Raw genomic sequence first — 26,456 nt, forward strand, 5'->3', positions numbered from 1 at the left:
CCTTTATACGGGCAATAATCGTCGTCCGTTGTCGACGTCTCCAGTGCAGAACAGTCGCACCTCAAAGCGCGTGCCACTGCTATGCACGACGTAGTCAATCTGTCCGCCCAACCGCGTTACAATCTCGCGGCAGATGGCAAGCCCCAGACCCGCACCGCTGCCTTCCGCGTTTTTCAGGCGGGCGAATTTCTCGAATACCAGATTATGCGCACCCGCCGGGATGCCTTTCCCATTGTCAGTAAAACGCAAGATTACTTCGTCGCCCTGTCTGCGCACAGCAATATCGAGCACCGGTATATCGGCATCACAATATTTCATGGCGTTGGTCACCAGATTGATGAACACCTGCGCGAGCCTGTCTCCGTCGGTAAACAAGGTCAAATCTTCGGTCTGCGGATTGCGCCGTATTTCAATCTCCCGTGCCGAACTGGCCTGCGCAGTGACAACTGCACGCTCGATCACATCGTGTAAATTCACCAGCTCGGCGTTAAGCGACCCCTGCCCGTTTTCCAACACCGACAGATCCAGCAGATCATCGAGCAGGCGCGTAAGGCGGATCGTTTCGGAATGTATAATCGAAGCATAACGCGTCTTTTCCGCTCCGCTCAGTCCTTTCATATCACGCAAGATCTCGGAAAACGAACGGATCGAGGTCATAGGGGTGCGTAACTCATGGCTGATCTGGCTCAGAAAATCATCCTTTTGGCGCGACAGTTGCGTGAGTTTCTCGTTCGTGCGGCCCAGTTCTTTCGCTGTCTCGCTCAGCTGAAGGGATTTTGCCTCAAGCTGGCTGGAGTATTCGAGTATCTGGGCCGATTCGTCAGCCACCGCCATCAAGTCCTCAACCGAAATCGCTTGCCCGCCAATGATCTGCCCGATCATCGCGTTAGCTGTCGCAGCCCCCACCGATGCTGCAAGCTCCCGCTCCAGCGCCTGCACAAACTCCGGCGTTGGCTGGGGAGATGCTCCAACAAGCCCCTGCGCTGTTGCCTGAGTTGCAAAGAATGCCTGCGCTTCTGTTGCGCCCAAAATACGCTGGGACATGATCATAAGATCCTCGGTCCCCCCCTCGGTTGCGACCCAACCTTTTGCCGCGCCTGATGAATGGTCAAACACATTCACAAACTGCGCGCCCTGCAACCGCTCAAGCGGGCTCGGGAAGCTGAAGATCGAGACCCCGAAAAACAGCAACGCATTGAGTGACAAGCTCCACCAGACGGCATGGACTGTGGGGTCCAACCCCGTGACGCCAAACAGCGCCTGAGGCCGCAAAATCCCAATACCGAACAGGCCCTCGTCGAACACATGCGCGGGCAGCGCCACGCCAGGGCCGAAGCTGGGCAACAGCATAGTGTACATCCAGATCGCAAATCCCACACTCAGCCCCGCAACAGCACCCGTTCGCGTAGCCCCGCGCCAGAATATGCCGCCCAATAAAGCCGGCAGGAACTGCGCCACGCCGCCGAACGAAATCAGACCGATCGCCGCCAGCGCCCCAGAGCCCCCCGATGCGCGGTAATACAGATAGCCGAGTGTGATAATGAGCAGGATCGACAGCCGCCGCGCACGAATTACCACTTCACGCACATCGCCCGACTGCTGAACCGAAGGCTGGTTCAGCTTGAGCCAGAGCGGCATAACGATATGGTTCGACATCATCGTGCTCAGCGCGAGCGTGGCCACGATGACCATTGACGTGGCCGACGAGAAACCGCCAAGGAATGCCAGCATCGCCAGACCGTTCTGCCCTTGGCTCAGCGGGACCGTCAGCACGTAAAGGTCGGGGTTGGCACCGGCGGGCATAAGCTCGAGGCCGATAACGGCAATGGGCACTACAAAGAGGCTGATCGCCAGCAGGTAGAGCGGAAAAGCCCAGCTTGCGATTTGTAAATGCCGCTCGTCGTCATTCTCGACGACCATCACTTGGAACATGCGCGGCAGGCATACAAAAGCGGCGGCAGACACGACGATCAACGCGGTCCAGCGTCCGCCGCTGGTTTGCCATGTGCCTATGGGTGACGCGTCAATACGCGCCACGGTCTCAGCCACGCCGCCAGCGACCCCCCAGACCACGAAGGCCCCAACCGCCAAAAGTGCCGCCAGTTTGACCACCGCTTCGACCGCGACGGCGATGACAATACCGTGGTGCCGTTCGTTGGCATTGAGGTTTCGGGTACCGAACAGGAGCGTGAACACCGCAAGCCCCGCAGCAACCCAGAAGGCTGCATTGTCGGTGACCTGTGGGGCTTGGCCCAATCCTGCCTCGGCGCTGGCAAAAATCGACACGGACAACGTCACAGATTGCAATTGGAGCGCAATGTAGGGCGTCACCCCGATCACAGCCATCACCGTAATCATCACCGCAAGAAGGTTCGATTTACCAAAGCGCGCCGACACCAAATCCGCAACCGAAGTCACCCGTTGTGCCCGCCCTATCCGCACAAGCCGACGCAAAACCCACCACCAGCCGATCATAACCAAGGACGGGCCGAGGTAAATCGTGACATATTCCAGACCCGACCGCGCCGCGTAGCCTACGGCGCCGTAAAACGTCCATGCCGTGCAGTAGATCGACAGCGACAGCGTATAGACCAGCGGCGAGCGCAGTAGCCAGCCGCCCTTACCGCGCAATGCTGCCCGCTCTGCGAGAAATGCTACGACAAACAGCCCCGCAACATAAACAAGGCATACCGCAATGAGCTGATTCAGGGTGACCATCAGGCGTCCGCTCCGGCCTCGACCGGATCTTCGGCCCTGCTCTCCTCTCCGTCACTGCGACGGATGCGCCGCCACAGTGCAAAAGAGGCTGTGATCGCCAGCATCCAGATCACAAACAGATACCATAGCGCCAGAGAAAGCGGCATATGTTCAGCTACCTGCTCCCCCTTTGGCCACATAAGCGGCACAACCAGCCATAGTACGGTACACAAAAGGGGCAACATCCGGACGGCGTCCATCATACGGCGACGACGATAGCTGCGCCGCTCCAGAAACAGGCGCTGCTCCGGCATCAGCTCACGCGGCCCTGTGTCAACTCGCGCACGGCTGTGAGCATTTCTTCGTTTGAAAACGGCTTGGTCATAAAACGGCTGACGCCTGCTTGCATAGCCATTTCGCGGTCGCGCGACTGCCCGCGTGCAGTCAGCATCAGGACAGGCATATCCGCAAGGCTCTCGTCGCTGCGCAGCTCTGCCAAAATCTCGAAGCCGGTCTTTCCAGGCAGCATTACATCAAGCATCACAAGATCGGGTCGTGCAGCACGGATCACCTCTGCCGCATTGCCCCCATTGGCCAGCGTCTCGACCCTCCAGCCGTCGCGCCCCAGCAAAAAGCGGATCGCTTCAGCGATGTTGGCCTCATCCTCCACCAACACAACATGTTTTGCCATGTGCGCGCCCTCCCGACGTATGTTAACCGCACTTGTCCGGTCTTGCGCCGGATGCGAGGTTCTGTGACGACAACGATGCACTGGTGCGGTGCAGGTGTCAAAAACTTAACTACAGGCGCGCTGCCTGCGCTGTTACGTCGCCATGACCGACGGCTCGCGCCGCGCCGAACAACTCGCGTGCGGGCAGATACGACAGGTGGCGCCGACAGCGCGCAGCGGTCTGCTCTGGTCACCGGCCGGTGCAGGTACCAGCAACATCACACTGCGCGCAGGTGCAGGTGCATTATAGCCCGCTGCACTGCCCAAATCCGTAGTGGCATAGGCATCGAACTGGATCTGCCCGCGCCCCAGCTGGCCCAACCTCTCGTGCAGGACACTGCCCACCGCGCCAAAGGCGCCGAACAGCGGCCACAGCGGACAACAGCTGTCAAAGCGGGGGACCGAAAAGCCGCTGATGGATTTTCGAAAAATAACTGTACCCGAGCGGTCACAGACGACCAAACCTGCCCCCAGTGCAGGAAGCACCGCCAACCTGCGCAGCATGACCGAAGGCGTGACATGCAAGCGCCGCGCGAGGGCAACGGGGTCATGCCCCTGAACCGCGATAGCACCCTCCAGCACCGGCAACGGCAGTACCGCAGCATCATCGCGCATTTGCCCCAGAACACCGCGCAGGATATAGCGCGCAGCATTCGACAATGCGGCATCCCCCCCCTCCAGAACGTCCTCCACAGCCTCCCCACCCGTCTGCGGTTCTTCGAGCAACGGGAAATGGAAATTTTGCGCAGCCAAAAACGCTTCCACCTCCTCCTGAGGTGATTTACCGGCGGCAGACGGACCCTCACCGCGCTCTAGATAGGTCACAAGGGATTGCGCGCTGGTGGCAAGCCGTGCGCTGTCTGCATCCAGGTTCGCGTGAAATCGGTTCTGCCATTCCCGCTCCAGAGGGGCGTCACCGGCGAGAATTTCCGCCGTGGACCGGACGGCGGCTGCGGTGGTTAACAATTCGTGCATCGCATCCGCCAACAACGGGTCATGCGCCATCCTGTCGCCCAGTGTCTCGACCGTCCGCTCCAGTGCCGCGACACGTCGCTGGCTGATCGCGAGTGCTGCAGCCCAACCGGGGTAGCGCCCTGCAAACGCCTCTGCCAGTGCGGCATCCTCCGCAGGCATGTTTGCCGCCACTGCCGCCTCGCCCAAAACACCCAAAAGCGCGGCCTCTGCCCCTTCGGTAAGAGACTGCGGCTCCACCTCAAGCGCGGAGGCGATTGCAAGCAGAAGCTTACCACCGATTCTGCGTCGGTTATGTTCGATCAGGTTTAGGTAGCTTGCGGAAATACCGATAGTGCGGGCCAGATCGGCCTGCTTTATGCCCTGCATCACGCGCCGCTCCCGGATGCGGCTGCCGGTTATGGTCTCACGCGCCACGCGGCACCGTGCTCCACAACTCCGACTCTGCGGGATTGTCACGCTTTTTCATGGGCTTTCTGCGCTGCAATATCACTAAATTTACACCTGATCTTCCGATACAGTTTATTTATTTACAAAAAAATCCATTTAATCAAGGGCCTTATTGCAGCAACACCTCCTCGACCCGATACTGCCTTTGCACGAATACGTGCCGGCACCAACGCCCGGGAGAAGGCTGTGGTGAACGTTTCAACACTTTCGGGAGGACATCATGTCAATTTTCAATCCGACACGTCGCGGTCTGATCCAAGCCGGCGCAGTTGCCGGTGCCGGTCTTGCACTGCCCACGTATCTGCGCGCTGACGGCCACTCCGGCTTTACCAACGCGCCACAAGGCGACACCGTCACACTGGGCTTTAACGTGCCACAGTCCGGCCCCTATGCCGATGAAGGCGCAGACGAGCTGCGCGCGTTCCAGCTGGCTGTCGAGCACCTGAATGGTGAAGGCGATGGCGGTATGCTGCAAACCTTCAGCTCCAAAGCGCTCGATGGCACAGGCATCATGGGCAAGAAAGTCCAGTTCGTTACCGGTGACACGCAGACAAAATCTGACGCCGCCCGCGCGTCTGCAAAGTCGATGATCGAAAAAGACGGCGCCATCATGATTTCAGGCGGCTCGTCTTCGGGTGTGGCTGTGGCCGTTCAGGCGCTGTGCCAAGAGGCCGGCATCATCTTTATGGCGGGTCTTACACACGCCAACGACACAACGGGTAAGGACAAGCAGGCCAACGGCTTCCGCCACTTCTTCAACTCGTATATGTCCGGTGCGGCCCTCGCGCCGATCCTGATCGACCAGTACGGTGCCGACCGCAAGGCCTATCACCTGACAGCAGATTACAACTGGGGCTACACCACCGAGGAAGCGATGAAATCCTCGACCGAAGCGCTGGGTTGGGAAACTGTAAATTCGGTGCTTACACCGCTGACTGCAACCGACTTCTCCGCGTATATCGCACCTGTGATCCAATCCGGTGCAGACGTGCTGGTACTGAACCACTACGGCGGTAACATGGTTAACTCGTTGACGAACGCGGTCCAGTTCGGCCTGCGCGATCTTGACGTAAACGGCAAGAAGTTCGAAATCGTCGTGCCGCTCTACTCCGAGCTGATGGCACGCGGTGCGGGCGCCAACATCAAGGGTATTCTCGGCTCCCAGAACTGGGACTGGAAACTCGAGAACGAGCTGGGCGCACGCTTTAGCGGCACCAATGCATTCGTGCAGTCCTTCGGCACCAAGTTCGGCTTCCCGCCCTCACAGGCGGCGCATACCTGCTATGTCCAGACACTGCTCTATGCAGACGCGGTCACACGCGCAGGCTCGTTCAACCCGTGCGCCGTTGGCGAAGCGCTCGCGGGCTTCGAGTTCGACGGTATGGGCAACGGTCCGACACTTTACCGTGCCGATGATCACCAGTGCTTCAAGGACGTTGTGGTTGTGAAGGGTAAAGAAACCCCTGACGACGAATACGATCTGGTTGAAATCGTCGAAGTGACGCCTGTTGATCAGGTTACTTATGCCCCCGACCACCCACAGTTTGCGGGCGGATCGCTGGGAACTTGTAACCCAGGCGCATAAGCGCAGCTAACACGGCAGGGCGGGCCACACGACAGGCCCGCCCTGCCCCACTCACGCACTCAACACACCGCAGATCAGCTTCCAGCTCCCAGCCTTAATTGGCCGGGCGTGCGGCGCTTGTGACAGATGGGACAGACCATGGACGCACTCCTCCTTCAAATTCTCAACGGGCTCGACAAGGGCTCTGCATATGCGCTGATCGCCCTCGGCCTGACGCTGATTTTCGGCACTTTGGGCGTGGTCAACTTTGCCCATGGTGCCCTTTTCATGATCGGTGCGTTCTGTGCCGTGACATTTACCAAGTTGCTCACCCTTAGCCACAAAGTTGTGGACGAGACGCGCAAAGACTTTTTGGGCAACCCGATGGAGGTTGACGTCCCCTACATTTATGACTGGTTCGGGCAATCGACGGGCGATGCTATGATCGACTGGGCGGTGCCGCTGTCGATTCTGTTTGCGGTGCCGGTCATGATCCTCATCGGGTTTGTGATGGAGCGCGGCCTGATCAAGCACTTCTACAAGCGGCCCCATGCCGACCAGATCCTCGTCACTTTTGGCCTCGCCATCGTTATGGCCGAGATCATCAAATATTTTTACGGCGCCAACCCGATCCCAACGCCTGCGCCAGCGGCCTTTGCCGGATCGTTCGATTTCGGCGCAATGCTGGGGTTCGACGCCAACACGATCATCTACCCCTACTGGCGCCTGATCTATTTCGCCTTCGCGGCCATCGTCATCGGGATTGTGTTTGCCTTCTTGCAATTCACGACCTTCGGCATGGTCGTGCGCGCCGGTATGGCCGACCGCGAGACTGTTGGCCTGCTGGGGATCGACATCGACAAACGCTTTACCATCATGTTCGGGATCGCTGCTGCTGTCGCGGGGCTGGCCGGTGTGATGTATGCGCCGATCAACTCTCCCAACTATAACATGGGTATGGATTTTCTGGTCCTCAGTTTTGTTGTCGTGGTTGTGGGCGGCATGGGTTCGCTGCCCGGTGCGGTGCTCGCGGGGTTCTTGCTGGGAATCTTAGAAAGCTTTGCCTCGATGGCCTTTGTGCTGGATGCAATTCCAGGCCTTAACCAGATCATCATTTACCTTGTTGCGATCATCATTTTGCTGACGCGTCCCCGTGGCCTGATGGGCCGCAAAGGCGTGATGGAGGATTAAGAACATGTTTGGACTTACAAAACGCGACGCAGGACTTCTGGCAATTGTTGCCGCGCTGTGTCTCTTTGCCCCGTTTATCCTCAATCCTTTCCCGTCAAGTTCGGGTATGGCACAGTTCAACGCGGGCTATCCTGACCTCATGCAGCGACTGGTGATTTTCGGAATCTTCGCCATCGGTTTCAACATCCTGTTCGGTCTCACCGGATACCTCAGCTTCGGCCACGCCGCGTTTCTGGGTGTCGGATCCTACGCTGCAATCTGGATGATGAAGTTGCTTACGATGAACATCGTTCCTGCAATAATCGTCTCTGTGCTGGTGGCGGGCCTATTCTCGCTGGTCGTCGGATATATCTCCTTGCGGCGCTCGGGCATCTACTTCTCGATCCTGACACTGGCATTTGCACAGATGTCCTATGCGCTGGCCTACTCTGTGCTGACGCCTATCACCGGCGGCGAAACCGGCCTTCAGCCCAAGTACACGGATCCGCGCATCCTCGATGCCGCGCCTGCTGCTGGGCAGACACCGCGGGCCAACCTGTTTGGGCTGGATATGAAAGCCAGCACACAGCTCAATTTCGGCGACTGGGTGTTTACCTTTAACGCAGGCTACTACATCGCGGCCGCTGTCATGTTGATCGCTTTTTATCTGTCGATCCGCATCTTCCGCTCCCCCTTCGGGATGATGCTGCGGGCGGTGAAATCAAACCAACACCGCATGAACTATACCGGCCTGAACTCAAAACCTTACACACTGGCTGCTTTTGTTATCTCCGGCATGTACGCCGGACTGGCCGGGGGATTGCTTGTGGCAATGGACACTCAGGTGGGCGCGGAGCGCATGTTCTGGACGGCCTCCGGCGAGGTGGTGCTTATGACCATCCTTGGCGGTGCCGGCACGCTGATTGGTCCGGTTCTGGGCGCTGGCTTCATCAAATATATGGAAAACATCGTCTCAAAGATAAACAAATCGGTTCTTGAGCAGTGGTTTGCCTTCATGCCCGACGGCATCGAAGACCTGATGGTGACACTGGTTTATCCGTTTGTCGGCAAAGGGTGGCACCTCACGCTGGGCCTGCTGTTTATGGCGGTTGTCATCTTTTTGCCCGGCGGTCTGGTCGAGGGCGGTCAGCGCATCGGCAAAATGTTCCGCCGCAAGAAAACCGATCCGAAATCGCCGGACGGCAAAACCACACCTGCCGAATAAGGAGCGCACACTATGGGTATTCTTGAAGTCAAAAACGTGAACAAGCGCTTTGGCGGGTTGCAGGCACTGGGGAACGTCAACCTCTCCATTGCCGAAAACACCGTTCATGCGATCATCGGGCCGAACGGCGCGGGTAAATCAACCTTGCTGAACGTGCTTGTGGGTAAGCTGATCCCCGACACAGGGTCGGTCATGTTCGACGGCAAATCCGTGTTGGGCCGCAAGCCCTACGAGATCAACCAGATGGGCATTTCCCGCGTATTCCAGACACCAGAGATTTTTGGGGATCTTACCGTGCTGGAAAACATGCTGATCCCGTGCTTTGCAAAACGGGACGGTGCGTTCAGCCTTCACGCAATTGGTAGCATCGAAAGCGAAAAAGACGTCTACGAGAGCGCCAAAAAAATGCTCGAAGACATGAAGCTGTTTGAAAAGCGCGACATGCAAGCTTCTTCGATGTCACGCGGGGACAAGCGCCGCCTTGAAATCGCGATGTGCCTGTCCCAAGAACCGCGGCTGCTGCTCCTCGACGAGCCCACAGCGGGGATGGCGCGGGCCGACACCAACAACACCATCGACCTGCTCAAGCAGATCAAGGAAGAGCGTGACATCACCATCGCGATCATCGAGCACGATATGCACGTGGTGTTTTCTCTGGCCGAGCGGATCACTGTGCTGGCACAAGGCACACCACTGGTCGAGGACACACCCGACAAGATCAAAGGCCACCCGAAGGTAAAAGAAGCCTATCTGGGGGAGACGCAGGAGGTCTGACCGCCGGTCCCCTGCCCCTGCTGCTGCGCGCCAGCGCGCCCCGCATTCAAAGGACAACGATATGAACACCGAAACACTGAACAAAAACGCCAATCATGCGGCCACCGCGCCGGCCTTCCTGTCGGTTTGGGATATTCACGCCTATTATGGCGAAAGCTATATCGTGCAGGGAGTAAGCTTCAACGTGCATGAGGGCGAGATCCTTGCACTTTTGGGGCGCAACGGTGCGGGCAAAACATCAACCCTGCGTGCCATCGCGCAAATCGGCACGCCCGAGTTGCGCAAGGGCGAGGTCTGGCTCGATCATAAACCCCTTCACCTGATGAAAAGTCACGAAGCGGCCAACAACGGTCTGGCACTGGTGCCCGAAGACCGCCGCATCATTGCAGGCCTCACAGTCGAGGAAAACCTCAAGCTGGCCCAGATCGCCCCCCCTATCGGCTGGTCATTGGAGCGTGTGTACGAATTATTCCCCCGTCTGGGCGAGCGGAAAAAACAAGAAGGCACCACACTATCGGGGGGAGAGCAACAGATGCTGGCCATCGCCCGCGCGCTGTGCCGCGACATCAAGGTGCTGCTCCTCGACGAGCCCTATGAAGGGTTGGCACCCGTGATCGTGGACGAAATCGAAAAGACACTTGGCATCATCAAGGCGCAGGGCATCACCACCATTCTGGTCGAGCAAAACGCCGTACGCGCCCTCAAATTGGCAGACCGTGCGGTTATCCTCGACACAGGCAGTGTGGTCTTCGATGGCTCGGCACAAGAGGTCCTCGACAACGAATCGCTGCGCGCAGAATACCTCGCCATCTGACTTGAAACATACCGAAGCTCTGAATTGCCCCGCAGCTTGCGGGGTTTTTCGTTTGATATGCGCGCCAGTGACACCACAATCGCTGCTTTATCTTCAATGGGGAAACAGAGTCTGGTTTTTGTTTGGTGTGACGGGAATAGTGGCTAAAACAAGGCGAACATTTTCAAAGGGATAAAATATGCCGATTACATTTAATGAGACGTCCAATTCATTCGAAGGTGGAAATGATTTTGACACCACACTGGCAGGATTCGATTTCTCTGTTTTCGGCGGCATCATCAGCAATTCAGGCGCGATTACCGCCCCCGTGACCGCAAGATCAGATCAGGGAATCGAGTTCGTTAACTCACTCTTCGGCAGCCTGTCGAAAGCGGCGGGCAGCCAGTATGCACTCGATCTCACTGGCAATGGCGGGCGTCTCATTTTCAATGACGGCACGATCTTTGGCTCTGTCCGGCTCGGGAACGGGTTTGACAACTTTTTCAACAGTGGCCTCGTTGAAGGACAGATCCGCACCGGCAATGGTAATGACACGCTCACCAACCAGATCCTTCCGGGTATTGATGGCGGTCCACAAACAGTCGGCACGATCACCGGCACGGTAAATATGGGCAACGGCGACGATGCGGTTCTCAATACAGGCGTCATGGCGGATATTCTGTTGGGCGACGGCAACGACACCTATACTGTCAGCGGCTTTTTCGGGGTCGCTTCGGACAACGCAACCTCCGGCATTTCCGGTGACGTGCGCGGTGGTTCAGGCGATGACACCATGACTGGCGGCGCGTCGGATGAAAACTTTTACGGGGGGGGGGATAATGACCTGCTGATCGGCAACGGAGGCCGCGATCAACTTAAAGGCCAGAGCGGGGACGATCTGATCTTTGGCGGTGACGGCAATGATAATATCATCGGCGGTAGTGGAAATGATTTCATCGACGGCGGCAACAACAACGACCGTTTGTCCGGTGGTACCGGTAATGATGTAATCGTCGCGGGTAGCGGCAATGACCAGCTGTTTGGCGGCGCCGACGATGACTTCCTTTCAGGCGATAACGGCAACGATTTTATGAATGGTGGCAGCGGGAATGACACGCTGGAAGGCGGTCAAGGGCGTGATATCCTCATCGGTGGCGATGGCGACGATGTGTTTGTATTCCGCGGCAGAACCAACACCGACGAGATCCGTGATTTCAACGAAGGGGATCGCATTGATCTTCAGGCCCTTGCAGGCGCCGGTAGCATTACCTTTGCAGACGTTCTCGACAACACCGTTTTTGCGGGTGGCGATGCAATCATTGATCTGAGCACTCTGTTCAATAATGCCAACTTTGATGGGCCTGTCGACCGCGGTTCTGTATTGACAGTCAACAATGTAACGGCGGCCGATCTGGACGCCTCTGCGTTCATCCTATCCGAAGATATTTTCATCGCCGTATAATCTATACTCCTGCCGCCTGCCCCCATCCGGTGCAGGCGGCATTTTCTACGCCTCTGACAAATAGGACCGCAAATCTGTTTTCAGGGTCTTTCCGTAGTTATTTTTCGGCAGTTCATCCAACCGGATATAGCGTTTGGGCCGTTTGAACCGCGCGATATTTTCCAGACAAAGCGTGTCGAGTTCTACCTCGGACGCATCCCCTACCACGAATGCCACAACCTCCTCGCCCCAATCGGCGTGCCTTGCGCCCACAACCGAGACCTCGGTAACCTGCGGATGGCGCAGCAGCACTTCCTCCACCTCTCGGGGATATACATTGGAGCCGCCGGTGATGATCACGTCCTTGGAACGGTCCTGCAGCGTAAGGTAGCCCGCTACGTCTAGATACCCGATATCTCCCGTCATCAGCCAACCATCACGCAGAGTTCTGGATGTGGCCTCAGGATTGCCCCAATAGGCCCGCATCACAGGAGCGCCACGTACCAAAATCTCGCCACTGCTACCTGCTGCAACAGGCCTGCCATCGCTGTCCGCGATCTGGACCTCGACCACCGATTGCGCCCGCCCGACAGAGCCTAGGCGGGCGTACCAATCAGGATGCCTGCGATCCGCTACATCGTGTCGCGATAGGGCAGTGATCGCCATGGGGCATTCCCCTTGTCCGTATATTTGCACAAAAACAGGGCCGAAATGATCGACAGCCTCGATAATATCGGCTGTGTACATCGGACCGCCCGCATAAACGACCGTGCGCAATCCCTCGCCTCGCAACCCTACCGCCTTAGCCGTCCGCGTTAGGCGGGTTACCATCGTAGGGGCCGCAAACATATGACAGCGGCCAAAATAGGCCGCCAGTTCAAGGACCTCGTTGCTGTCAAATCCACCCGAAACAGGGCAGACATGCCGCGCTCCTGCCTGCACATGAATAAAGTTATAAAGGCCTGCACCATGGCTCAAAGGCGCGGCATAAAGGGCAGCATCGTGAGCTTGCACGCAATCCACGTCCATCCCGTAGGACAGCGACATTGCCTGCAACATGCCGTGCGTAATCATCACCCCTTTGGGTGTGCCGGTGGTGCCGGATGTGTAAAAGAGCCACGCGAGGTCACCTGCTTCCCGGTGGCAGATTTCGACACTGGCGCCATCCGCCTCCATATCCGGCGGCATGATGCAGGCGCAGGTCACTCCCGCCGCCTTCAGTTCAACGAAATGCGCGGCGTCAGTAAAGCAAACATATGCGCCGCTGTTCTCCAGAATGATCCGCGCTTCGCGGCCATGCAGCTTTGCGTTCATCGGCACCGCAGCAGCACCTGCGTAGAGAATTGCATAGAGCGCAATCAGCCAGTCTGGGTGGTTTCCCATAAATATCGCCACACGGTCGCCGGCATGAACCCCGCGCGCTTGCAATCCTGCGGCCATCGCTCGGGCACGGGCGTCAAATGTGGCATAATCCGCAAAGCACTGTTTTCCATGATACAACGCCGCCCGCGCAGGATCGTGATGCGCGCGCCGCTCCAGCCAATGGGCAATATTCACATGTACCTCCTGCCTTGCCATTCCCTTAGGGTAAAGTCGCGCCTTTCCATGCCTCTGTCCATGACATATAAGCGCTGGAAATCGGTGCGTTTCAACGCCCCCCTTCGCAACGGACGAGGACCCATATGACAAAGAACACCCATGACTCCGATGTCGCATTTATCCGCGCATTGGCCGAACTTCTCAACGAAAACGATCTGACGGAATTGCAGGTTAAACGCGATTATGCCGAGGATGACAGCCTGAATGTGCGCGTCTCCCGCAAACCGCCCCAGCAAATTATGGCAGCACAGGCCGTTTCTCAGGCCCCTATGACCTCTGCGTCCGCACCTGCGGCTGTTACCTCGGCACCTGCTCAGCCGGCTGATCCCTCTGCTGATCCCGGCGCGGTGTCCTCGCCAATGGTCGGCACCGTCTATACCTCGCCAGAGCCGGGTGCGCCTGCATTCATCACGGTCGGCACAAAAGTTTCCGAAGGTGATACATTGCTCATCGTTGAAGCGATGAAAACCATGAACCACATCCCCGCCCCCCGTGGCGGCACCGTAAAACGTATTCTGGTCGAAGACGGGGCTGCCGTCGAATTCGGCTCACCGCTTGTGATCCTCGAATAAGGGGGACCCACCATGTTCAATAAAATTCTGGTCGCCAACCGTGGTGAAATCGCCCTGCGCGTTATCCGTGCTGCACGGGAAATGGGCATTGCTTCTGTTGCTGTGCATTCCACTGCTGACAGTGACGCGATGCATGTGCGTATGGCGGATGAGAGCGTCTGCATAGGCCCTCCTTCGTCGCAACAATCGTACCTCAGCATTCCTGCGATCATCGCCGCCTGCGAAATTACCGGCGCCGAGGCGATCCACCCCGGCTACGGCTTCTTGTCGGAAAATGCGGGCTTTGTGCAAGTGATTGAAGATCACGGCCTCACGTTCATCGGGCCCACTGCCGAGCATATCCGCGTGATGGGCGATAAAATTACCGCTAAGGACACCATGAAAGCGCTCGGTGTTCCTTGTGTTCCCGGTTCCGATGGTGGTGTGCCTACACTCGAAGATGCAAAACGTATCGGCGAGGAAGTCGGGTATCCTGTGATCATCAAGGCCACTGCTGGCGGTGGTGGCAAGGGCATGAAAGTGGCGCATTCCGCCAAAGACATGGAAAAAGCCTACCAGACGGCACGCGCGGAAGGGAAATCGAACTTCGGCAATGACGAAGTCTACATCGAGAAATATCTTACGACTCCGCGCCACATCGAAATACAGGTTTTTGGAGACGGCAAGGGCCGCGCCGTACATCTGGGAGAACGTGACTGCTCGCTTCAGCGGCGCCACCAAAAAGTATTCGAAGAAGCACCGGGCCCTACGATTAGCGCTGAAGAGCGTGCGCGGATCGGCAAGGTCTGTGCGGATGCCTGTGCAAACATCAATTACATCGGTGCAGGCACAATCGAGTTTCTTTATGAAAACGGCGAGTTTTATTTCATCGAGATGAACACGCGCCTTCAGGTCGAGCACCCCGTGACCGAAGCCATTTTTGGCGTCGATCTGGTGCGCGAGCAGATCCGTGTAGCCTCAGGGCTGCCGATGTCGTTTCATCAGGATGAACTCAAGATTAACGGCCATGCTATCGAGGTTCGGATCAATGCCGAGAAGCTTCCGAATTTCTCGCCCTGCCCTGGCAAGATAACACAGTATCACGCACCTGGCGGTCTTGGTGTGCGAATGGATTCCGCGCTCTATGACGGTTATAAAATCCCGCCATATTACGACAGCTTGATCGGGAAACTGATTGTACATGGGCGCGACCGCCCCGAAGCGCTGGCACGTTTGGGTCGTGCGCTGGGTGAGTTGATCGTGGACGGGGTCGATACCACGGTGCCGTTGTTCCACGCGTTGTTGCAAGAAAAAGATATCCATACCGGCGGATACAATATCCACTGGTTGGAGCACTGGCTGGAAACCAACCTCGGGGACGCCTGAACGCATGACTGAGCTGACGCCGGAGCTGTTGTTGCACGGTTATAGCGTCGGCATCTTTCCCATGAGCGAAAGCCGCGACGACCCAGAGATTTTCTGGGTCGATCCGCGCAGGCGCGGTATACTACCGCTAGATGGTTTCCACATTTCGCGCTCATTAAGTCGTGCTATGCGCAACTCGACATGGACCGTTACCATTGATCGCGATTTTGCAGGTGTCGTTGACGGCTGCGCCGATCGCGAGGATACATGGATAAACGCAGAGATACGCACGCTATACACAGCACTGCATGAGCGCGCTCAGGCCCACTCACTCGAAGTGTGGGAGGGGACAGAGTTGGTTGGCGGCGTTTACGGTGTTGTGCTGGGGTCTGCGTTCTTTGGCGAGTCGATGTTTTCACGGCGGACCAACGCGTCAAAAATTGCTCTCGCTTGTATGGTGGACCGTTTGCGCAGTGGCGGCTTTACGCTGTTTGACACCCAGTTCATCACCGATCATCTGGCATCTCTGGGAGCCGTCGAAATTACACGCGCCCAGTATCACGCGCAACTGGCTGTTGCAAAATTACGGATCGCATCGTTCACCGCATTGCCAGACGCGAAGCCTCAGGACGTGATACAGCGCATGACCCAGATGTCATAGCGCGAATGCTCCATCGCGTTGAGTGCGGGCGCTGATGCAATCATCCAGCCGGTAAATACCGTCCCCACGCTTCCGATTTCAGAAACCTCAATTGCCGCGTAAGCATCACCAGAAGGGTTTCCTTCGGGATAGCGACATTCGTTCAACACGATTTTCAGGCGGCCGATGCTCGCTATCTGCCCGTTCGGGATCGAAAGATCGACCGTGGTGCCGGATGTTTTATCCAATGCACGCAAGATCGCGCCACTCCCGTTGTTGGTAGGCTCAGCCATCGCAGTGCCCGCACAAAACATGGCACCAAGGGCGAGTGCGCGCATCACTCGGGACTCCACGCCTCATAATCACCACGGTCTGCCGGTTTCTCGCGGCGGATCGAACCACTCGGCGCATAAGCGAGCATTGTTCCGGTGAGGTTCTCCTGATGCGGTTTCTCCCATACCTTATGCACCATCGGCTGGTCGGTCGGTGGGGCGTCGTAGGTGCGGTGCATCCAGCCGTGCCAATCTGGGCTGATCCGGCTTGCCTCGATCTCGCCGTTGAAGATTACCCAACGTTTGCTGTCATCGGCATTGCGGTAATAAATGTTGCCCTGATCATCCTCGCCCACCTTCTCGCCCTTGCGCCACGTAAACAGCTGGGTGTTGAGGGTTTGGCCGTTCCACCAGGTAAAGGCCTTGAGCAAGTTGTTGATCAGTCCCATAGTCGTATCCCTTATGCAGTTATTCCTGATATGGCGTATCAGCGGTTAAAGGTCTAGGGCCGAGTTAGGCAACAACCAGCGCAGTCACCTCAATTTCGATGCGGTATTTGGGGTCGATCAGGCCGCATTCGATCATCGTCGCTGCGGGCGGGTTCGCACCGAAAGTCTCTGACAACACAGGAAAGCAAGGCGCAAATTCTGCTCGGTCAGGCAGCATATAGGTGACGCGCACCACGTGGGCCATGTCGCTTCCCGCCTGTTCGAGCGCGTCCCTAATTACGCGCAGGGCATCGCGGCACTGTGTCACCACGTCATCGCCCTGCCCGACGGTTCCCGCAACATGGACAAAACCTCCCGCCACAACCGCGCGGCAATAGCCCAGCTTCGCTTCGAATTCGCCGCCTGAATGGATACGCTTCATGTCTGTTCTACCTTCTCGAAAATAAGACAATCCTGATAATCTTTTAGCCCCTGCTGGCCACGCCAGCTTCCGGGGTTAACTTTTGAAATGCGGGCGCCGTGTTGCGCCGCGAGCGCCTCCCAGAATGCGAGGGAGTAACCAACTGCCATCTCCGGTTCTTCCATCCGCTCGATAAATGCCGCACCTATCCTGTGCTGGAAGGCAAAGTGTGCCTGCGGTGGAATGTCATCGTCCACCAGGAACGTCGTGAAGTAGGCCTTTCCAGTACTGTCCATCACCCGCATGGATTGCGCAAAATAGGCGCGGGTTTCTGCCTCCAGCAGATGGGTGTAGACCGACACAGCAATGAGCAAATCAAAGCTTTTGTCGGGATAGGGAAACACATAAGCGCAAGGATCGATCCTGCCGCGGGGATTGTAGAAGGGGTTGAAAATATCTGCATGGGTAAAATGGTACCCATCGCGTTCGGATAGTTTTTTCTGACACCATAAAATGCCATACTTTACGATATCGAAACCGGAATAACGCACATCGCTGCCTGCACGCCTTAATGCGGTGGCAATACGCCCGATGCCACAACCGATGTCTAGTATCCTTACGCCTTCGCCCAATGTGAAGTCACGCCTCAAGGCGACAACCAACTCGTCCCCCTGACTGATAAAATCACCATCAGCGGCATAATTTAGCGCCTTGGGTGGTGCATCCGTCCCGTCCAACCACGAAGTCCGCGCCATCACACCCGATACAACTGGCGCGACGACAGCATATTTCAAACGCCGAAACGCCAATGCAGCAGCGCGCACCATAGCCGGTTTTCCGCGTGTGAAATGCATCTTCCTATTCCTACCTCACGAAAAAGGCAGACCAACGCGGCCTGCCTTTCTCTTGTTCAAAATGTCCTGCTTCACAGATCAGCCTGCTGTGGCCGGCTCTTTTTCGGCATCGGCATGGATCATCAACGGCTTCGCATCTGATGTCACAGCCTCTTCGTTCACAACGACCTCTGTAACGCTGTCCAATCCTGGCAGATCGAACATCGTATCGAGCAATATATCCTCGAGGATCGAACGCAAACCACGCGCACCGGTTTTGCGCAGGATCGCCCGCTTGGCGATTGCTGTGAGCGCGTCGTCGGTGAAGGTCAGTTGAGTGTCCTCCAGCTCGAAAAGGCGCTGGTACTGCTTGACCAATGCATTCTTTGGCTTCGTCAAAATTGTGACCAAAGCATCCTCATCCAGATCTTCAAGCGTGGCCAAAACCGGCAGACGGCCTACAAATTCCGGGATCAGTCCAAACTTTAGCAGGTCTTCCGGCTCCAGATCGGTGAAAATCTCGCCGATGCCACGTGCATCCTGATCGCGTACATCTGCACCAAACCCCATAGCGGAGCCTTTGCCCCGAGCAGCAATAATCTTGTCCAGACCGGCAAACGCACCACCGCAGATAAACAGGATGTTGGTTGTGTCCACCTGCAGGAATTCTTGCTGTGGATGCTTACGCCCGCCTTGCGGCGGAACGGAGGCTACGGTCCCCTCCATGAGCTTCAGCAATGCCTGCTGTACACCCTCACCTGATACATCACGGGTGATCGAAGGATTTTCGGACTTGCGCGTAATCTTGTCTACTTCGTCGATATAGACGATGCCGCGCTGCGCCCGTTCAACGTTATATTCAGACGCTTGAAGCAACTTGAGAATGATGTTCTCGACATCCTCGCCCACATAACCGGCCTCGGTCAGTGTGGTTGCGTCGGCCATCGTGAAAGGCACATCAAGAATTCGCGCTAACGTTTGCGCCAGCAACGTTTTGCCGCAGCCTGTGGGGCCCATGAGCAAAATGTTGGATTTCGCCAGCTCGATATCGCCGCCTTTTTGGGCGTGGTTGAGCCGTTTGTAGTGGTTGTGCACAGCCACCGAAAGCACACGTTTTGCTGTTGCCTGACCGATGACATAGTCGTCCAGCACATCACAGATGTCCTTCGGCGTTGGCACGCCATCCGTTGCCTTCAGGCCGGATGCCTTTGTTTCTTCACGGATAATATCCATGCACAGCTCGACGCACTCATCACAGATGAACACGGTCGGCCCTGCGATCAACTTGCGAACCTCATGCTGGCTCTTGCCGCAGAAGCTGCAATAGAGTGTGTTTTTGCTGTCGCCGCTGGTTGAATTGGCCATGTGAGCCCTTTCAGGTCTAATGCTTGTAAGTGACACCCAAAATCGGGTGCAACATATCGAATTGCGGATCACACTAAGTCACGCATTGCGGTCCTGCAATCGCATAAACCGCCAAGCGCGCTGTTGTGACTTACTTGCCCTTCTTGGGCTTGGGCGCTGTTTTATCGTCTTGCTTGCCACGGTTCTCGACGATCTCGTCGATGTGGCCCCAATCTTTTGCTTCTTCAGCGGTCATCCATTTGTCACGGTCCAGCGCCTTTTGAACCGTCTCATAGTCCTGACCGGTATGCTTGACATAAAGCTGATACATCCGCTCGCGGGTTTGTTCGATGTGGCGGGCGGAAATCAGTATATCTGCCGCAACGCCCTGCGATCCACCCGAAGGTTGATGGATCATCACTTCGGAGTTCGGCAGCGAGAAGCGCATACCTTTTTCGCCACCGACCGCAATAACCGACCCCATCGAGGCCGCCATACCGCAGATCAATGTCGATACTTTCGGACGGATGTATTGCATTGTGTCATAGATCGACAGCCCCGCCGATACCTCGCCGCCGGGTGAGTTGATGTACATGCTGATTTCTTTGGACGGATTCTCGGATTCGAGGTGCAGCAACTGTGCAACGATCAGGTGGCTCATGCCGCTGTGGATCGGGCCATTGATGAACACAATCCGCTCTTTAAGCAGGCGCGAGAAGATATCATAGGCGCGCTCGCCGCGGGCTGTCTGCTCCACAACCATTGGAACAAGGTTCATGTATGTCTCGACGGGATCTTGCATATGCTCTGCCTTCAGATGGGAATTGAACGGGACCATACCCGCCACTTGTTACCACAAGATTAGTCCCGCCAACGGGGAGCTTCAAGGGGGGCTGACAGACGATTGCCCGCTTGGTTGAACTGGCGCGGCGCAGAACTATCTCGCGGCGTATGAATAAACACATATCCCCCTTCCCGCCCAGCGCCGCCGCCGCTTATGCGCGGCTTGCAGAATTTGCACCCTATGCCGGCCAGGATTATGCCAAAAAGCGAAATTTTGATCTGGGCGGTGCGGTTTCGGGCGGGCCAAGTGCGCACAGTCATGTTTCGACGCTGTCGCCGTATTTACGGATGAAACTGCTTGATGAGGGCGATGTCTCCCGCGCAGTATTGAACCAGATGACGCCGGGTGCCGCAGATAAGTTCATCGCCGAAGTGTGGTGGCGCACCTACTGGAAGGGATGGATGGAGCAGCGGCCCACAGTCTGGACAGCCTACCGCGACGATCTGGCGCGCCTACACAACGAGGTCCAGACCCAGTCAGGACTGCGACAGCGCTGGGAGGCTGCCTGTCTGGGCGAAACAGGCATCGACCCATTCGATCACTGGGCGCGGGAGCTGGCGCAAACCGGCTATCTGCACAACCATGCGCGCATGTGGTTTGCCTCGATCTGGATCTTCACGCTTAAGTTGCCTTGGCAATTAGGCGCGGACTTCTTCCTGCGGCATTTGCTTGATGGCGATGCGGCAGTAAATACGCTCAGTTGGCGCTGGGTTGCAGGGATTCAGACGCAGGGCAAAACCTATCTCGCGGAAGCTTCAAACATTGCCAAATTCACCGATGGGCGGTTCATAGGCGTTAAAGGGCTCGCGGACAGTGCCGTTCCGGTCACCGCGCCCGCCCAGCCAAATCGACAGGAGATTGCGCAAATTGCTCCCTATGACGGCGCTCCGGCTGACCGTGTGGGCTTGCTGTTGCACTCGGACGATATCGTAGCACCACCTTTAGACGCTTTGGGCGTCACCCCCGTTAGCACTGCTTATCTGGACTGCACTACAGCACAAAGCCCATGGCGAACTGCATCGATGGTTACGGATTTCAGAAAGGCTTTGGTACACGACCTTACGACACAGGCAATGATGCTTGACGCAGATGTCTCCGTTTCGGACTGGGCCTCGGCACAAGGACTGGACCGGATTATCACGCCCCATGCCCCTGTCGGTGCGGTGCGTAGCGCGCTGCGCCACGTGCGCAAGGCGGGCACGGTGCCCGTGACGGAGATCCGCCGACCGATTGATAGCGCTGCATGGCCTCTCGCAACCGCCGGTTTCTTTAAGTTCCGTGCCCACATACCGGAATTACTCGAACAATTTGGGTAGAATATGCTTCACAGGCCCAATTCGGATTGCGTCATGTTATTGTAATTCAACCGTCATAAATCTGTGACGGAATCACGGGAAAAAGCAGCGACCGTAATGCGAGCCTGGAGCAAGCCATGAACCGTAAATCCATCTTGAACGATCCGACAATCGGCAACAGGGCCGAAGCCTTTGAGGCATTCGACGACATCCCCACAAACCCCCATCTGAGCCGTACAATTGGCGAAGTTGTCGCCGCACGCTATTCGCGCCGCGATATGTTCAAGGGATCGCTTGCGGTAACCGCCACAACCGCGTTGTTTGGAACCTCAGCCATGATCGCGCCCAAGCAGGCAGCGGCGGCGGGCACCTCGCGCTATAACTTCACTGAGCTCGAGTGGGGCAATGATTCGATGCACCACGTAGCCGAAGGATATGACGCCGAAATCTTGCTGCGCTGGGGCGATCCTATTACTGCTGATGCGCCAGAATTCGACGTGATGAACCAGACCGCAGCGGCACAACTGACGCAGTTCGGGTATAACAACGACTACGTAGGTTTTACGGCGCTCAACGATGCCGGCACCCGTGGTTTGCTGTGCGTAAACCACGAATACACCAACGAGGAGGTCATGTTTCCCGGTCTGGTGCGCCCCGAAGGCGAGGCCTTTGCAAACATCACGCCCGAGCAGATCGACATCGAGATGGCCGCCCATGGGGGCACAGTTGTGGAAATCGAGAAAGAAACAACCGGTGAATGGCGCGTAGAGCGCAATGGCCAATACAACCGCCGCATCACTCCGCTCAACACCAAAATGACCATTGACGGCCCTGCCGCAGGCCACGCCCGTATGAAAACCAACGCCGACCCCGACGGCATGACAATCATCGGCACGCTCAACAATTGCGCGGGCGGCATGACGCCCTGGGGCACCTATCTGATGGCCGAGGAGAACTTCCACGGCTATTTCTGGACCGGCCAGCTTGATGCCGAAGGCAAGGCTGACCTGTCCGCCTTGCCGGATGCCGATATTAAACGCCATGATCGCTACGGCGTGCCGGGCATGTGGTACGCGTGGGGCACCACCCACGATCGTTTTGACATCGACAAAGAGCCGAACGAGCCGAACCGCTTTGGCTGGATCGTCGAGGTGGATCCGCGCGACCCCGAAGCGATGCCCGTCAAACATACCGCACTGGGCCGTTTCCGCCATGAAGGTTGCGAGACAACACTGGCCGCCGATGGCCGTCTGGTAATCTATTCGGGCGACGACAACCGCTTTGACTACCAGTACAAATACGTCTCCACCGGCAAAGTGGGCGATGACAAAGCGGCGAATTCCAAACTGCTGAGCGATGGCACGCTTTTTGTTGCGCGCTTTGACGAGGACGGCGTCATCAACTGGTTGCCGCTGGTACATGGCAACGGGCCGCTAACCGCCGAGAACGGCTTTAACGATCAGGGTGACGTTATGATCGACACCCGCATCGCCGCCGATCTGTTGGGTGCGACCCCGATGGACCGCCCCGAGGACGCACAGCCGCGCGGCGACGGATCGGTTTATTTGATGCTCACCAACAACTCCAAGCGCAAGCCAGAGCAGGTAAATGCTGCCAACCCGCGCCCCGAAAGCGCGTTTGGCCACATTATCGAGATCAAGGAAGATGGAGGCGATCACGGCTCGACAGCGGGGAAGTGGTCCATTCTGGTCCAGTGCGGCGATCCATCGGTGGCCGAAGTGGGTGCCGTCTGGAACCCCGAGACCTCTGCAAATGGCTGGTTCGGCTCCCCTGACAACGCGGCGATCGATGCCGATGGCCGCCTGTGAGTCTCTACCGATCAGGGCACGAATTGGGGCGAGACAGGCAAGTCTGACGGCCTGTACGGGGTCGAAACAGAAGGCGAGGCACGCGGCACGTCCAAGTTATTCTTCCGCTGCCCTGTGGGCGGCGAAATGTGCGGGCCATACTTCACCGATGATCAGGAAACGCTGTTTGTGGCAGTTCAGCACCCCGGAACGGACGGCACAAAGGATCTGGCGGGCTTCGAGCGCAACTCGACGTTCGAGGACCCGGCGACACGCTGGCCCGACTTTGATCCTGCAATGCCCCCGCGCCCTGCGGTCGTCGTGATCACCAAAAAAGGCGGCGGAAAGATCGCAGTCTAACCCCTATTTAACAAAATCTATTTTCAGCAGTTTAATGGCTCCGCCAATTACAGGCGGGGCCATTTTTTATTGTGCCAACTCCCGCACGACCTCGTCCATCTCTGCGCTCAAGGCAGTTCAATGAGAGGTATAGATCGCGGCATTGTCGGGATCAATCTGGCCCGGCGTTTGTCAACTACCCCTGCCCCCCCCCACAACCGCATTGGAGTGTGACAGCCCGCCGTGGTGATCGACGCCGTCCTCTCACCACTTTTTCAAAGAATTAATTGCTTCATTAACACTAGTACAAATGCTCCCGTCACCTATGCTGTTCTAAAATCGGGGAGATCTCATGCGCACTCAAGTTGTCATTATCGGCGGTGGCCCGTCGGGGCTGCTGCTGGGGCAGTTGCTCCATACCATCGGTGTAGACGCTGTAGTGATTGAGCGCAAAACCCGTGATTATGTGTTGAGCCGCATCCGCGCCGGTGTGCTGGAACGCGGTACTGTCGACCTGCTGCGGCAAGCGGGCGTCGATGGCCGCCTGCACACCGAGGGCCTGATACATGAAGGCACAATGATCAGCCTCGACGACGAGATGTTTCGCCTGAATTTCACCAAAACCACAGGCCATCCGGTGATTGTTTACGGCCAAACCGAGGTGACCCGCGACCTCTTTGACGCACGCGCAGCCTGCGGAGCCAAAACCGTTTTCGAGGCAGAAGAAGTGGTGATTGGCAATGTCGAGGGTTCCGCACCAACGGTCAGCTACACCCATGAGGGAAGACGCCACACGATCACATGCGATATTGTGGCGGGATGTGACGGTTTTCACGGGGTCAGCCGCCAGACGATACCACAAGACAAACGGCGCGAATTTGAAAAGGTCTATCCTTTCGGGTGGTTGGGCGTCCTGTCCGAGACCCCACCCGTGCACCATGATCTGATCTATGCCAACTCCGCACGCGGCTTTGCCCTATGCTCGATGCGTAACGCGAACCTCAGCCGCTACTACATCCAGTGCTCGATGGGCGACAACGCCGAAGATTGGTCTGACGAGGCGTTTTGGGAAGAGCTCAAGCACCGCCTCCCCCCCGAGATTGCCGCCACGCTTGTCACCGGCCCCACAATTGAAAAATCGATCGCCCCCCTGCGCTCCTTTGTGTGCGAACCGATGCGGTTCGGTCAGTTATTCTTGTGTGGCGATGCAGCCCATATTGTACCACCCACGGGGGCAAAGGGGCTCAACACCGCAGCCTCGGATGTGCATTACCTTTTTCAGGGGCTAAAGGCATTTTACGGTTCGAACGATTCCAGCGGACTGGAGCAATATTCCGCAAAAGCCCTCGCAAGGGTCTGGAAGGCTGAGCGCTTCAGCTGGTGGTTCACTTCGCTCATGCACCGCTTTCCCGAACAGACCGAATTCGAGTTAAAGATGCAGCGCGCTGAATTGGAGTTTTTGCGCACCAGCCAAAGCGCGCAGGCTGCAATGGCCGAAAATTACGTAGGATTGCCTTACTGATGCCGGATACACCAACGCCCGAAAAACCCGCGCTTGGCGGTTATGCAGCGCGCCTGCGCGAAAATCACCCTGTGGCCCTGCATCCACCCTACCGTACCTCGGTCAAGCGCAGCCCGACCTATGCCCCCATCTCGTTTCCGACAACGCCGAGCGAGGAGTTCGGTCCCACCTTCGGCCATACCGATCTGGGACCGATGGACCACGATCTGCTCCATAACTTTGGCCCTAAGGGCGAATCCGCCATTGGCCCGCGCATTATCGTTCATGGTCGTGTGCAGGACCAGTTCGGCGGGCCGGTTGACGGCGCACTGTTGGAGATTTGGCAGGCCAACGCCGGCGGGCGTTACCGCCATGTGCGGGAGGGATACATCGCCCCCCTTGATCCGAATTTCGGCGGCTGTGGTCGGGTGCTGACAGGGCCAGATGGCAGGTACGAATTTCGCACCGTTATGCCCGGCCCCTACCCCTGGCCAAACGGACCCAACGACTGGCGGCCCGCCCATATCCACTTTTCGGTATTCGGGGCGGGATTTGCCCAGCGGCTGATCACGCAAATGTATTTCGAGGGGGATCCGCTGATCCCGCTATGCCCGATCGTGCGCACAATCCATGATGCCGGTGCGGTCAAACGGCTGATCGCGCCGCTCGACATGGCGCGGACCGTCCCCATGGATGCCCGCGCCTACCGCTTCGACATCACCCTTCGCGGGCGGCGGCAGACTATGTTCGAAAACCGGATAGAGGGCCTGTGATGGATGATTTTCCCGAAACTGCCAGCCAGACCGCAGGCCCCTACGTCCACATCGGCTGCACGCCCAATTTCGCGGGGATCAACGGCGTATATCCCCAAGACCTCGGGCGGCACATGATCGGGGAGGCAGCCAAAGGTAAGCGGATCATTCTCACAGGTATTATATATGACGGCGACGGCACGCCCATGCGCGATGCAATGATTGAAGCATGGCAGCCGGACGCCGCCGGATTGTTTGCAGGTCAAAAAGGTGCTGATCCCGCAGTATCCGGTTTTGGCCGATGTCCATGCGATGCTATTGATGGGCGTTTTCGCTTTGAGACGGTTAAACCGGGGTCTGTTGCCTTCCCCGATGGCAGGATGCAGGCGCCCCACATTACCTTGTGGATCGTCGCGCGCGGCATCAATCTGGGGCTTCATACCCGCGCCTATTTCGCGGGCGACGAGGCGCTGGCGCACGATCCTGTTCTGGCGCGGATTGAACATAAATCCCGCGTTCGCACCCTGCTGGCCCAGCCCAAGGGAGATGGCGTTTTCGAAATCAACATCCACCTTCAAGGACCTGAAGAGACAATATTTTTCGACGCATAAGTGCGCGTACCGGAAAGCTAATATAGCAAATTAGCTT

The 26,456-nt window shown here is 57.2% G+C and carries 24 protein-coding genes and 2 pseudogenes; 15 read left to right on the forward strand and 11 right to left on the reverse strand.

Annotated elements, in window-relative coordinates:
* Positions 1-3 precede the first annotated feature (3 nt).
* From C8N30_RS15835 to C8N30_RS15850, 4 genes are all read right to left on the reverse strand, one after another.
* Complete coding sequence (locus C8N30_RS15835; protein ID WP_025061816.1) at positions 4-2,718, reverse strand: ATP-binding protein; 2,715 nt, start codon at positions 2,716-2,718, stop codon at positions 4-6.
* Entirely contained in the window at positions 2,718-3,011 is a 294-nt protein-coding gene (locus C8N30_RS15840) for a hypothetical protein (protein WP_025061815.1), read from the reverse strand. Before C8N30_RS15840 ends, C8N30_RS15835 begins: the two co-directional genes overlap by 1 nt.
* A complete protein-coding gene (locus C8N30_RS15845) occupies positions 3,011-3,388 on the reverse strand; it encodes a response regulator transcription factor (protein ID WP_025061814.1) in 378 nt (125 codons plus the stop codon). Before C8N30_RS15845 ends, C8N30_RS15840 begins: the two co-directional genes overlap by 1 nt.
* 132 nt (positions 3,389-3,520) lie before the next feature.
* Complete coding sequence (locus C8N30_RS15850) at positions 3,521-4,816, reverse strand: XRE family transcriptional regulator (protein WP_025061813.1); 1,296 nt, start codon at positions 4,814-4,816, stop codon at positions 3,521-3,523.
* 253 nt (positions 4,817-5,069) lie between these two features.
* On the opposite strand from C8N30_RS15850, the gene C8N30_RS15855 reads away from it, so the two are divergent.
* The 7 genes and pseudogenes from C8N30_RS15855 to C8N30_RS15880 all read left to right on the forward strand — a co-directional run bounded on the left by C8N30_RS15855 (position 5,070) and on the right by C8N30_RS15880 (position 11,837).
* Positions 5,070-6,434 (forward strand): substrate-binding protein, encoded by a 1,365-nt coding sequence (locus tag C8N30_RS15855; protein WP_025061812.1) that lies wholly within the window; start codon positions 5,070-5,072, stop codon positions 6,432-6,434.
* 138 nt (positions 6,435-6,572) lie between these two features.
* The gene (locus tag C8N30_RS15860; protein ID WP_025061811.1) at positions 6,573-7,604 is read left to right on the forward strand and encodes a branched-chain amino acid ABC transporter permease; all 1,032 of its coding nucleotides are present in this window, start codon (positions 6,573-6,575) and stop codon (positions 7,602-7,604) included.
* Positions 7,605-7,608: 4 nt separating this feature from the next.
* Positions 7,609-8,808, forward strand: a complete 1,200-nt coding sequence (locus C8N30_RS15865; RefSeq protein WP_025061810.1) for a branched-chain amino acid ABC transporter permease — start codon at positions 7,609-7,611, stop codon at positions 8,806-8,808.
* A 12-nt stretch (positions 8,809-8,820) separates the two neighbouring features.
* Positions 8,821-9,339: pseudogene (locus C8N30_RS15870) on the forward strand (ABC transporter ATP-binding protein); the annotation flags it as partial.
* A gap of 105 nt (positions 9,340-9,444) precedes the next feature.
* Entirely contained in the window at positions 9,445-9,582 is a 138-nt protein-coding gene (locus tag C8N30_RS19985) for an ABC transporter ATP-binding protein C-terminal domain-containing protein (protein ID WP_409373604.1), read from the forward strand.
* A gap of 61 nt (positions 9,583-9,643) precedes the next feature.
* The gene (locus C8N30_RS15875; protein WP_025061808.1) at positions 9,644-10,396 is read left to right on the forward strand and encodes an ABC transporter ATP-binding protein; all 753 of its coding nucleotides are present in this window, start codon (positions 9,644-9,646) and stop codon (positions 10,394-10,396) included.
* A 178-nt stretch (positions 10,397-10,574) separates the two neighbouring features.
* On the forward strand, positions 10,575-11,837 hold the full coding sequence (locus C8N30_RS15880) for a calcium-binding protein (RefSeq protein ID WP_025061807.1): 1,263 nt from the start codon (positions 10,575-10,577) through the stop codon (positions 11,835-11,837).
* Positions 11,838-11,882: 45 nt separating this feature from the next.
* On the opposite strand, the gene C8N30_RS15885 is transcribed toward C8N30_RS15880, so the two are convergent.
* A complete protein-coding gene (locus C8N30_RS15885; RefSeq protein WP_025061806.1) occupies positions 11,883-13,373 on the reverse strand; it encodes a class I adenylate-forming enzyme family protein in 1,491 nt (496 codons plus the stop codon).
* A gap of 125 nt (positions 13,374-13,498) precedes the next feature.
* Between C8N30_RS15885 and accB the strand changes: the two genes are divergently transcribed.
* Genes accB through aat form a run of 3 tightly spaced genes read left to right on the forward strand, consistent with a single transcriptional unit; the run spans position 13,499 to position 15,992 of the window.
* Complete coding sequence (accB, locus tag C8N30_RS15890; protein WP_025061805.1) at positions 13,499-13,987, forward strand: acetyl-CoA carboxylase biotin carboxyl carrier protein; 489 nt, start codon at positions 13,499-13,501, stop codon at positions 13,985-13,987.
* A gap of 12 nt (positions 13,988-13,999) precedes the next feature.
* The gene (accC, locus tag C8N30_RS15895) at positions 14,000-15,352 is read left to right on the forward strand and encodes an acetyl-CoA carboxylase biotin carboxylase subunit (RefSeq protein ID WP_025061804.1); all 1,353 of its coding nucleotides are present in this window, start codon (positions 14,000-14,002) and stop codon (positions 15,350-15,352) included.
* A gap of 4 nt (positions 15,353-15,356) precedes the next feature.
* Entirely contained in the window at positions 15,357-15,992 is a 636-nt protein-coding gene (aat, locus tag C8N30_RS15900; protein ID WP_025061803.1) for a leucyl/phenylalanyl-tRNA--protein transferase, read from the forward strand.
* Here aat and C8N30_RS15905 read toward each other — a convergent pair.
* From C8N30_RS15905 to C8N30_RS15930, 6 genes are all read right to left on the reverse strand, one after another.
* On the reverse strand, positions 15,956-16,309 hold the full coding sequence (locus tag C8N30_RS15905) for a DUF2155 domain-containing protein (protein ID WP_037967843.1): 354 nt from the start codon (positions 16,307-16,309) through the stop codon (positions 15,956-15,958). The genes aat and C8N30_RS15905 overlap by 37 nt on opposite strands.
* The gene (locus C8N30_RS15910; RefSeq protein ID WP_025061801.1) at positions 16,309-16,692 is read right to left on the reverse strand and encodes an NADH:ubiquinone oxidoreductase subunit NDUFA12; all 384 of its coding nucleotides are present in this window, start codon (positions 16,690-16,692) and stop codon (positions 16,309-16,311) included. Before C8N30_RS15910 ends, C8N30_RS15905 begins: the two co-directional genes overlap by 1 nt.
* 64 nt (positions 16,693-16,756) lie before the next feature.
* Positions 16,757-17,113, reverse strand: a complete 357-nt coding sequence (locus tag C8N30_RS15915; RefSeq protein WP_025061800.1) for a Rid family hydrolase — start codon at positions 17,111-17,113, stop codon at positions 16,757-16,759.
* The gene (locus tag C8N30_RS15920; protein WP_025061799.1) at positions 17,110-17,946 is read right to left on the reverse strand and encodes a class I SAM-dependent methyltransferase; all 837 of its coding nucleotides are present in this window, start codon (positions 17,944-17,946) and stop codon (positions 17,110-17,112) included. The genes C8N30_RS15915 and C8N30_RS15920 overlap by 4 nt, the downstream gene beginning before the upstream one ends.
* Before the next feature lie 78 nt (positions 17,947-18,024).
* Complete coding sequence (clpX, locus tag C8N30_RS15925) at positions 18,025-19,290, reverse strand: ATP-dependent Clp protease ATP-binding subunit ClpX (protein WP_025061798.1); 1,266 nt, start codon at positions 19,288-19,290, stop codon at positions 18,025-18,027.
* Between the two features lie 130 nt (positions 19,291-19,420).
* Positions 19,421-20,071 (reverse strand): ATP-dependent Clp protease proteolytic subunit, encoded by a 651-nt coding sequence (locus C8N30_RS15930; protein ID WP_025061797.1) that lies wholly within the window; start codon positions 20,069-20,071, stop codon positions 19,421-19,423.
* Positions 20,072-20,220: 149 nt separating this feature from the next.
* On the opposite strand from C8N30_RS15930, the gene C8N30_RS15935 reads away from it, so the two are divergent.
* The 5 genes and pseudogenes from C8N30_RS15935 (at position 20,221) to pcaG (ending at position 26,419) form a co-directional block, all read left to right on the forward strand.
* On the forward strand, positions 20,221-21,429 hold the full coding sequence (locus C8N30_RS15935) for an FAD-binding domain-containing protein (protein ID WP_025061796.1): 1,209 nt from the start codon (positions 20,221-20,223) through the stop codon (positions 21,427-21,429).
* A 116-nt stretch (positions 21,430-21,545) separates the two neighbouring features.
* Positions 21,546-23,576, forward strand: a pseudogene (locus tag C8N30_RS15940) (PhoX family protein).
* A gap of 331 nt (positions 23,577-23,907) precedes the next feature.
* Positions 23,908-25,077 carry a 4-hydroxybenzoate 3-monooxygenase gene (gene pobA / locus C8N30_RS15945; protein WP_025061795.1) on the forward strand — a complete coding sequence of 390 codons (1,170 nt, stop codon included), beginning with the start codon at positions 23,908-23,910 and terminating at the stop codon, positions 25,075-25,077.
* Positions 25,077-25,829, forward strand: coding sequence for a protocatechuate 3,4-dioxygenase subunit beta (gene pcaH / locus C8N30_RS15950; protein ID WP_025061794.1), 753 nt, complete (start codon positions 25,077-25,079; stop codon positions 25,827-25,829). Before pobA ends, pcaH begins: the two co-directional genes overlap by 1 nt.
* Positions 25,829-26,419: a protocatechuate 3,4-dioxygenase subunit alpha gene (pcaG, locus tag C8N30_RS15955; protein ID WP_025061793.1), complete on the forward strand. Its 591-nt coding sequence runs from the start codon at positions 25,829-25,831 to the stop codon at positions 26,417-26,419. The genes pcaH and pcaG overlap by 1 nt, the downstream gene beginning before the upstream one ends.
* Positions 26,420-26,456: the final 37 nt, after the last annotated feature.

It is taken from the genome of Sulfitobacter guttiformis (assembly GCF_003610455.1).
Taxonomy (GTDB): Bacteria; Pseudomonadota; Alphaproteobacteria; order Rhodobacterales; family Rhodobacteraceae; genus Sulfitobacter; species Sulfitobacter guttiformis.

Coding starts and splice junctions, on each gene's coding strand:
- C8N30_RS15865 (WP_025061810.1), top strand. CDS start 7,609: ATGTTTGGACTTACAAAACGCGACGCAGGACTTCTGGCAATTGTTGCC.
- C8N30_RS15910 (WP_025061801.1), bottom strand. CDS start 16,692: ATGGGACTGATCAACAACTTGCTCAAGGCCTTTACCTGGTGGAACGGC.
- C8N30_RS15875 (WP_025061808.1), top strand. CDS start 9,644: ATGAACACCGAAACACTGAACAAAAACGCCAATCATGCGGCCACCGCG.
- aat (WP_025061803.1), top strand. CDS start 15,357: ATGACTGAGCTGACGCCGGAGCTGTTGTTGCACGGTTATAGCGTCGGC.
- C8N30_RS15905 (WP_037967843.1), bottom strand. CDS start 16,309: ATGCGCGCACTCGCCCTTGGTGCCATGTTTTGTGCGGGCACTGCGATG.
- pcaH (WP_025061794.1), top strand. CDS start 25,077: ATGCCGGATACACCAACGCCCGAAAAACCCGCGCTTGGCGGTTATGCA.
- C8N30_RS15920 (WP_025061799.1), bottom strand. CDS start 17,946: ATGCATTTCACACGCGGAAAACCGGCTATGGTGCGCGCTGCTGCATTG.
- clpX (WP_025061798.1), bottom strand. CDS start 19,290: ATGGCCAATTCAACCAGCGGCGACAGCAAAAACACACTCTATTGCAGC.
- C8N30_RS19985 (WP_409373604.1), top strand. CDS start 9,445: ATGCACGTGGTGTTTTCTCTGGCCGAGCGGATCACTGTGCTGGCACAA.
- accB (WP_025061805.1), top strand. CDS start 13,499: ATGACAAAGAACACCCATGACTCCGATGTCGCATTTATCCGCGCATTG.
- C8N30_RS15840 (WP_025061815.1), bottom strand. CDS start 3,011: ATGCCGGAGCAGCGCCTGTTTCTGGAGCGGCGCAGCTATCGTCGTCGC.
- C8N30_RS15880 (WP_025061807.1), top strand. CDS start 10,575: ATGCCGATTACATTTAATGAGACGTCCAATTCATTCGAAGGTGGAAAT.
- C8N30_RS15930 (WP_025061797.1), bottom strand. CDS start 20,071: ATGCAAGATCCCGTCGAGACATACATGAACCTTGTTCCAATGGTTGTG.
- C8N30_RS15855 (WP_025061812.1), top strand. CDS start 5,070: ATGTCAATTTTCAATCCGACACGTCGCGGTCTGATCCAAGCCGGCGCA.
- C8N30_RS15845 (WP_025061814.1), bottom strand. CDS start 3,388: ATGGCAAAACATGTTGTGTTGGTGGAGGATGAGGCCAACATCGCTGAA.
- accC (WP_025061804.1), top strand. CDS start 14,000: ATGTTCAATAAAATTCTGGTCGCCAACCGTGGTGAAATCGCCCTGCGC.
- C8N30_RS15935 (WP_025061796.1), top strand. CDS start 20,221: ATGAATAAACACATATCCCCCTTCCCGCCCAGCGCCGCCGCCGCTTAT.
- C8N30_RS15915 (WP_025061800.1), bottom strand. CDS start 17,113: ATGAAGCGTATCCATTCAGGCGGCGAATTCGAAGCGAAGCTGGGCTAT.
- pobA (WP_025061795.1), top strand. CDS start 23,908: ATGCGCACTCAAGTTGTCATTATCGGCGGTGGCCCGTCGGGGCTGCTG.
- C8N30_RS15860 (WP_025061811.1), top strand. CDS start 6,573: ATGGACGCACTCCTCCTTCAAATTCTCAACGGGCTCGACAAGGGCTCT.
- C8N30_RS15835 (WP_025061816.1), bottom strand. CDS start 2,718: ATGGTCACCCTGAATCAGCTCATTGCGGTATGCCTTGTTTATGTTGCG.
- pcaG (WP_025061793.1), top strand. CDS start 25,829: ATGGATGATTTTCCCGAAACTGCCAGCCAGACCGCAGGCCCCTACGTC.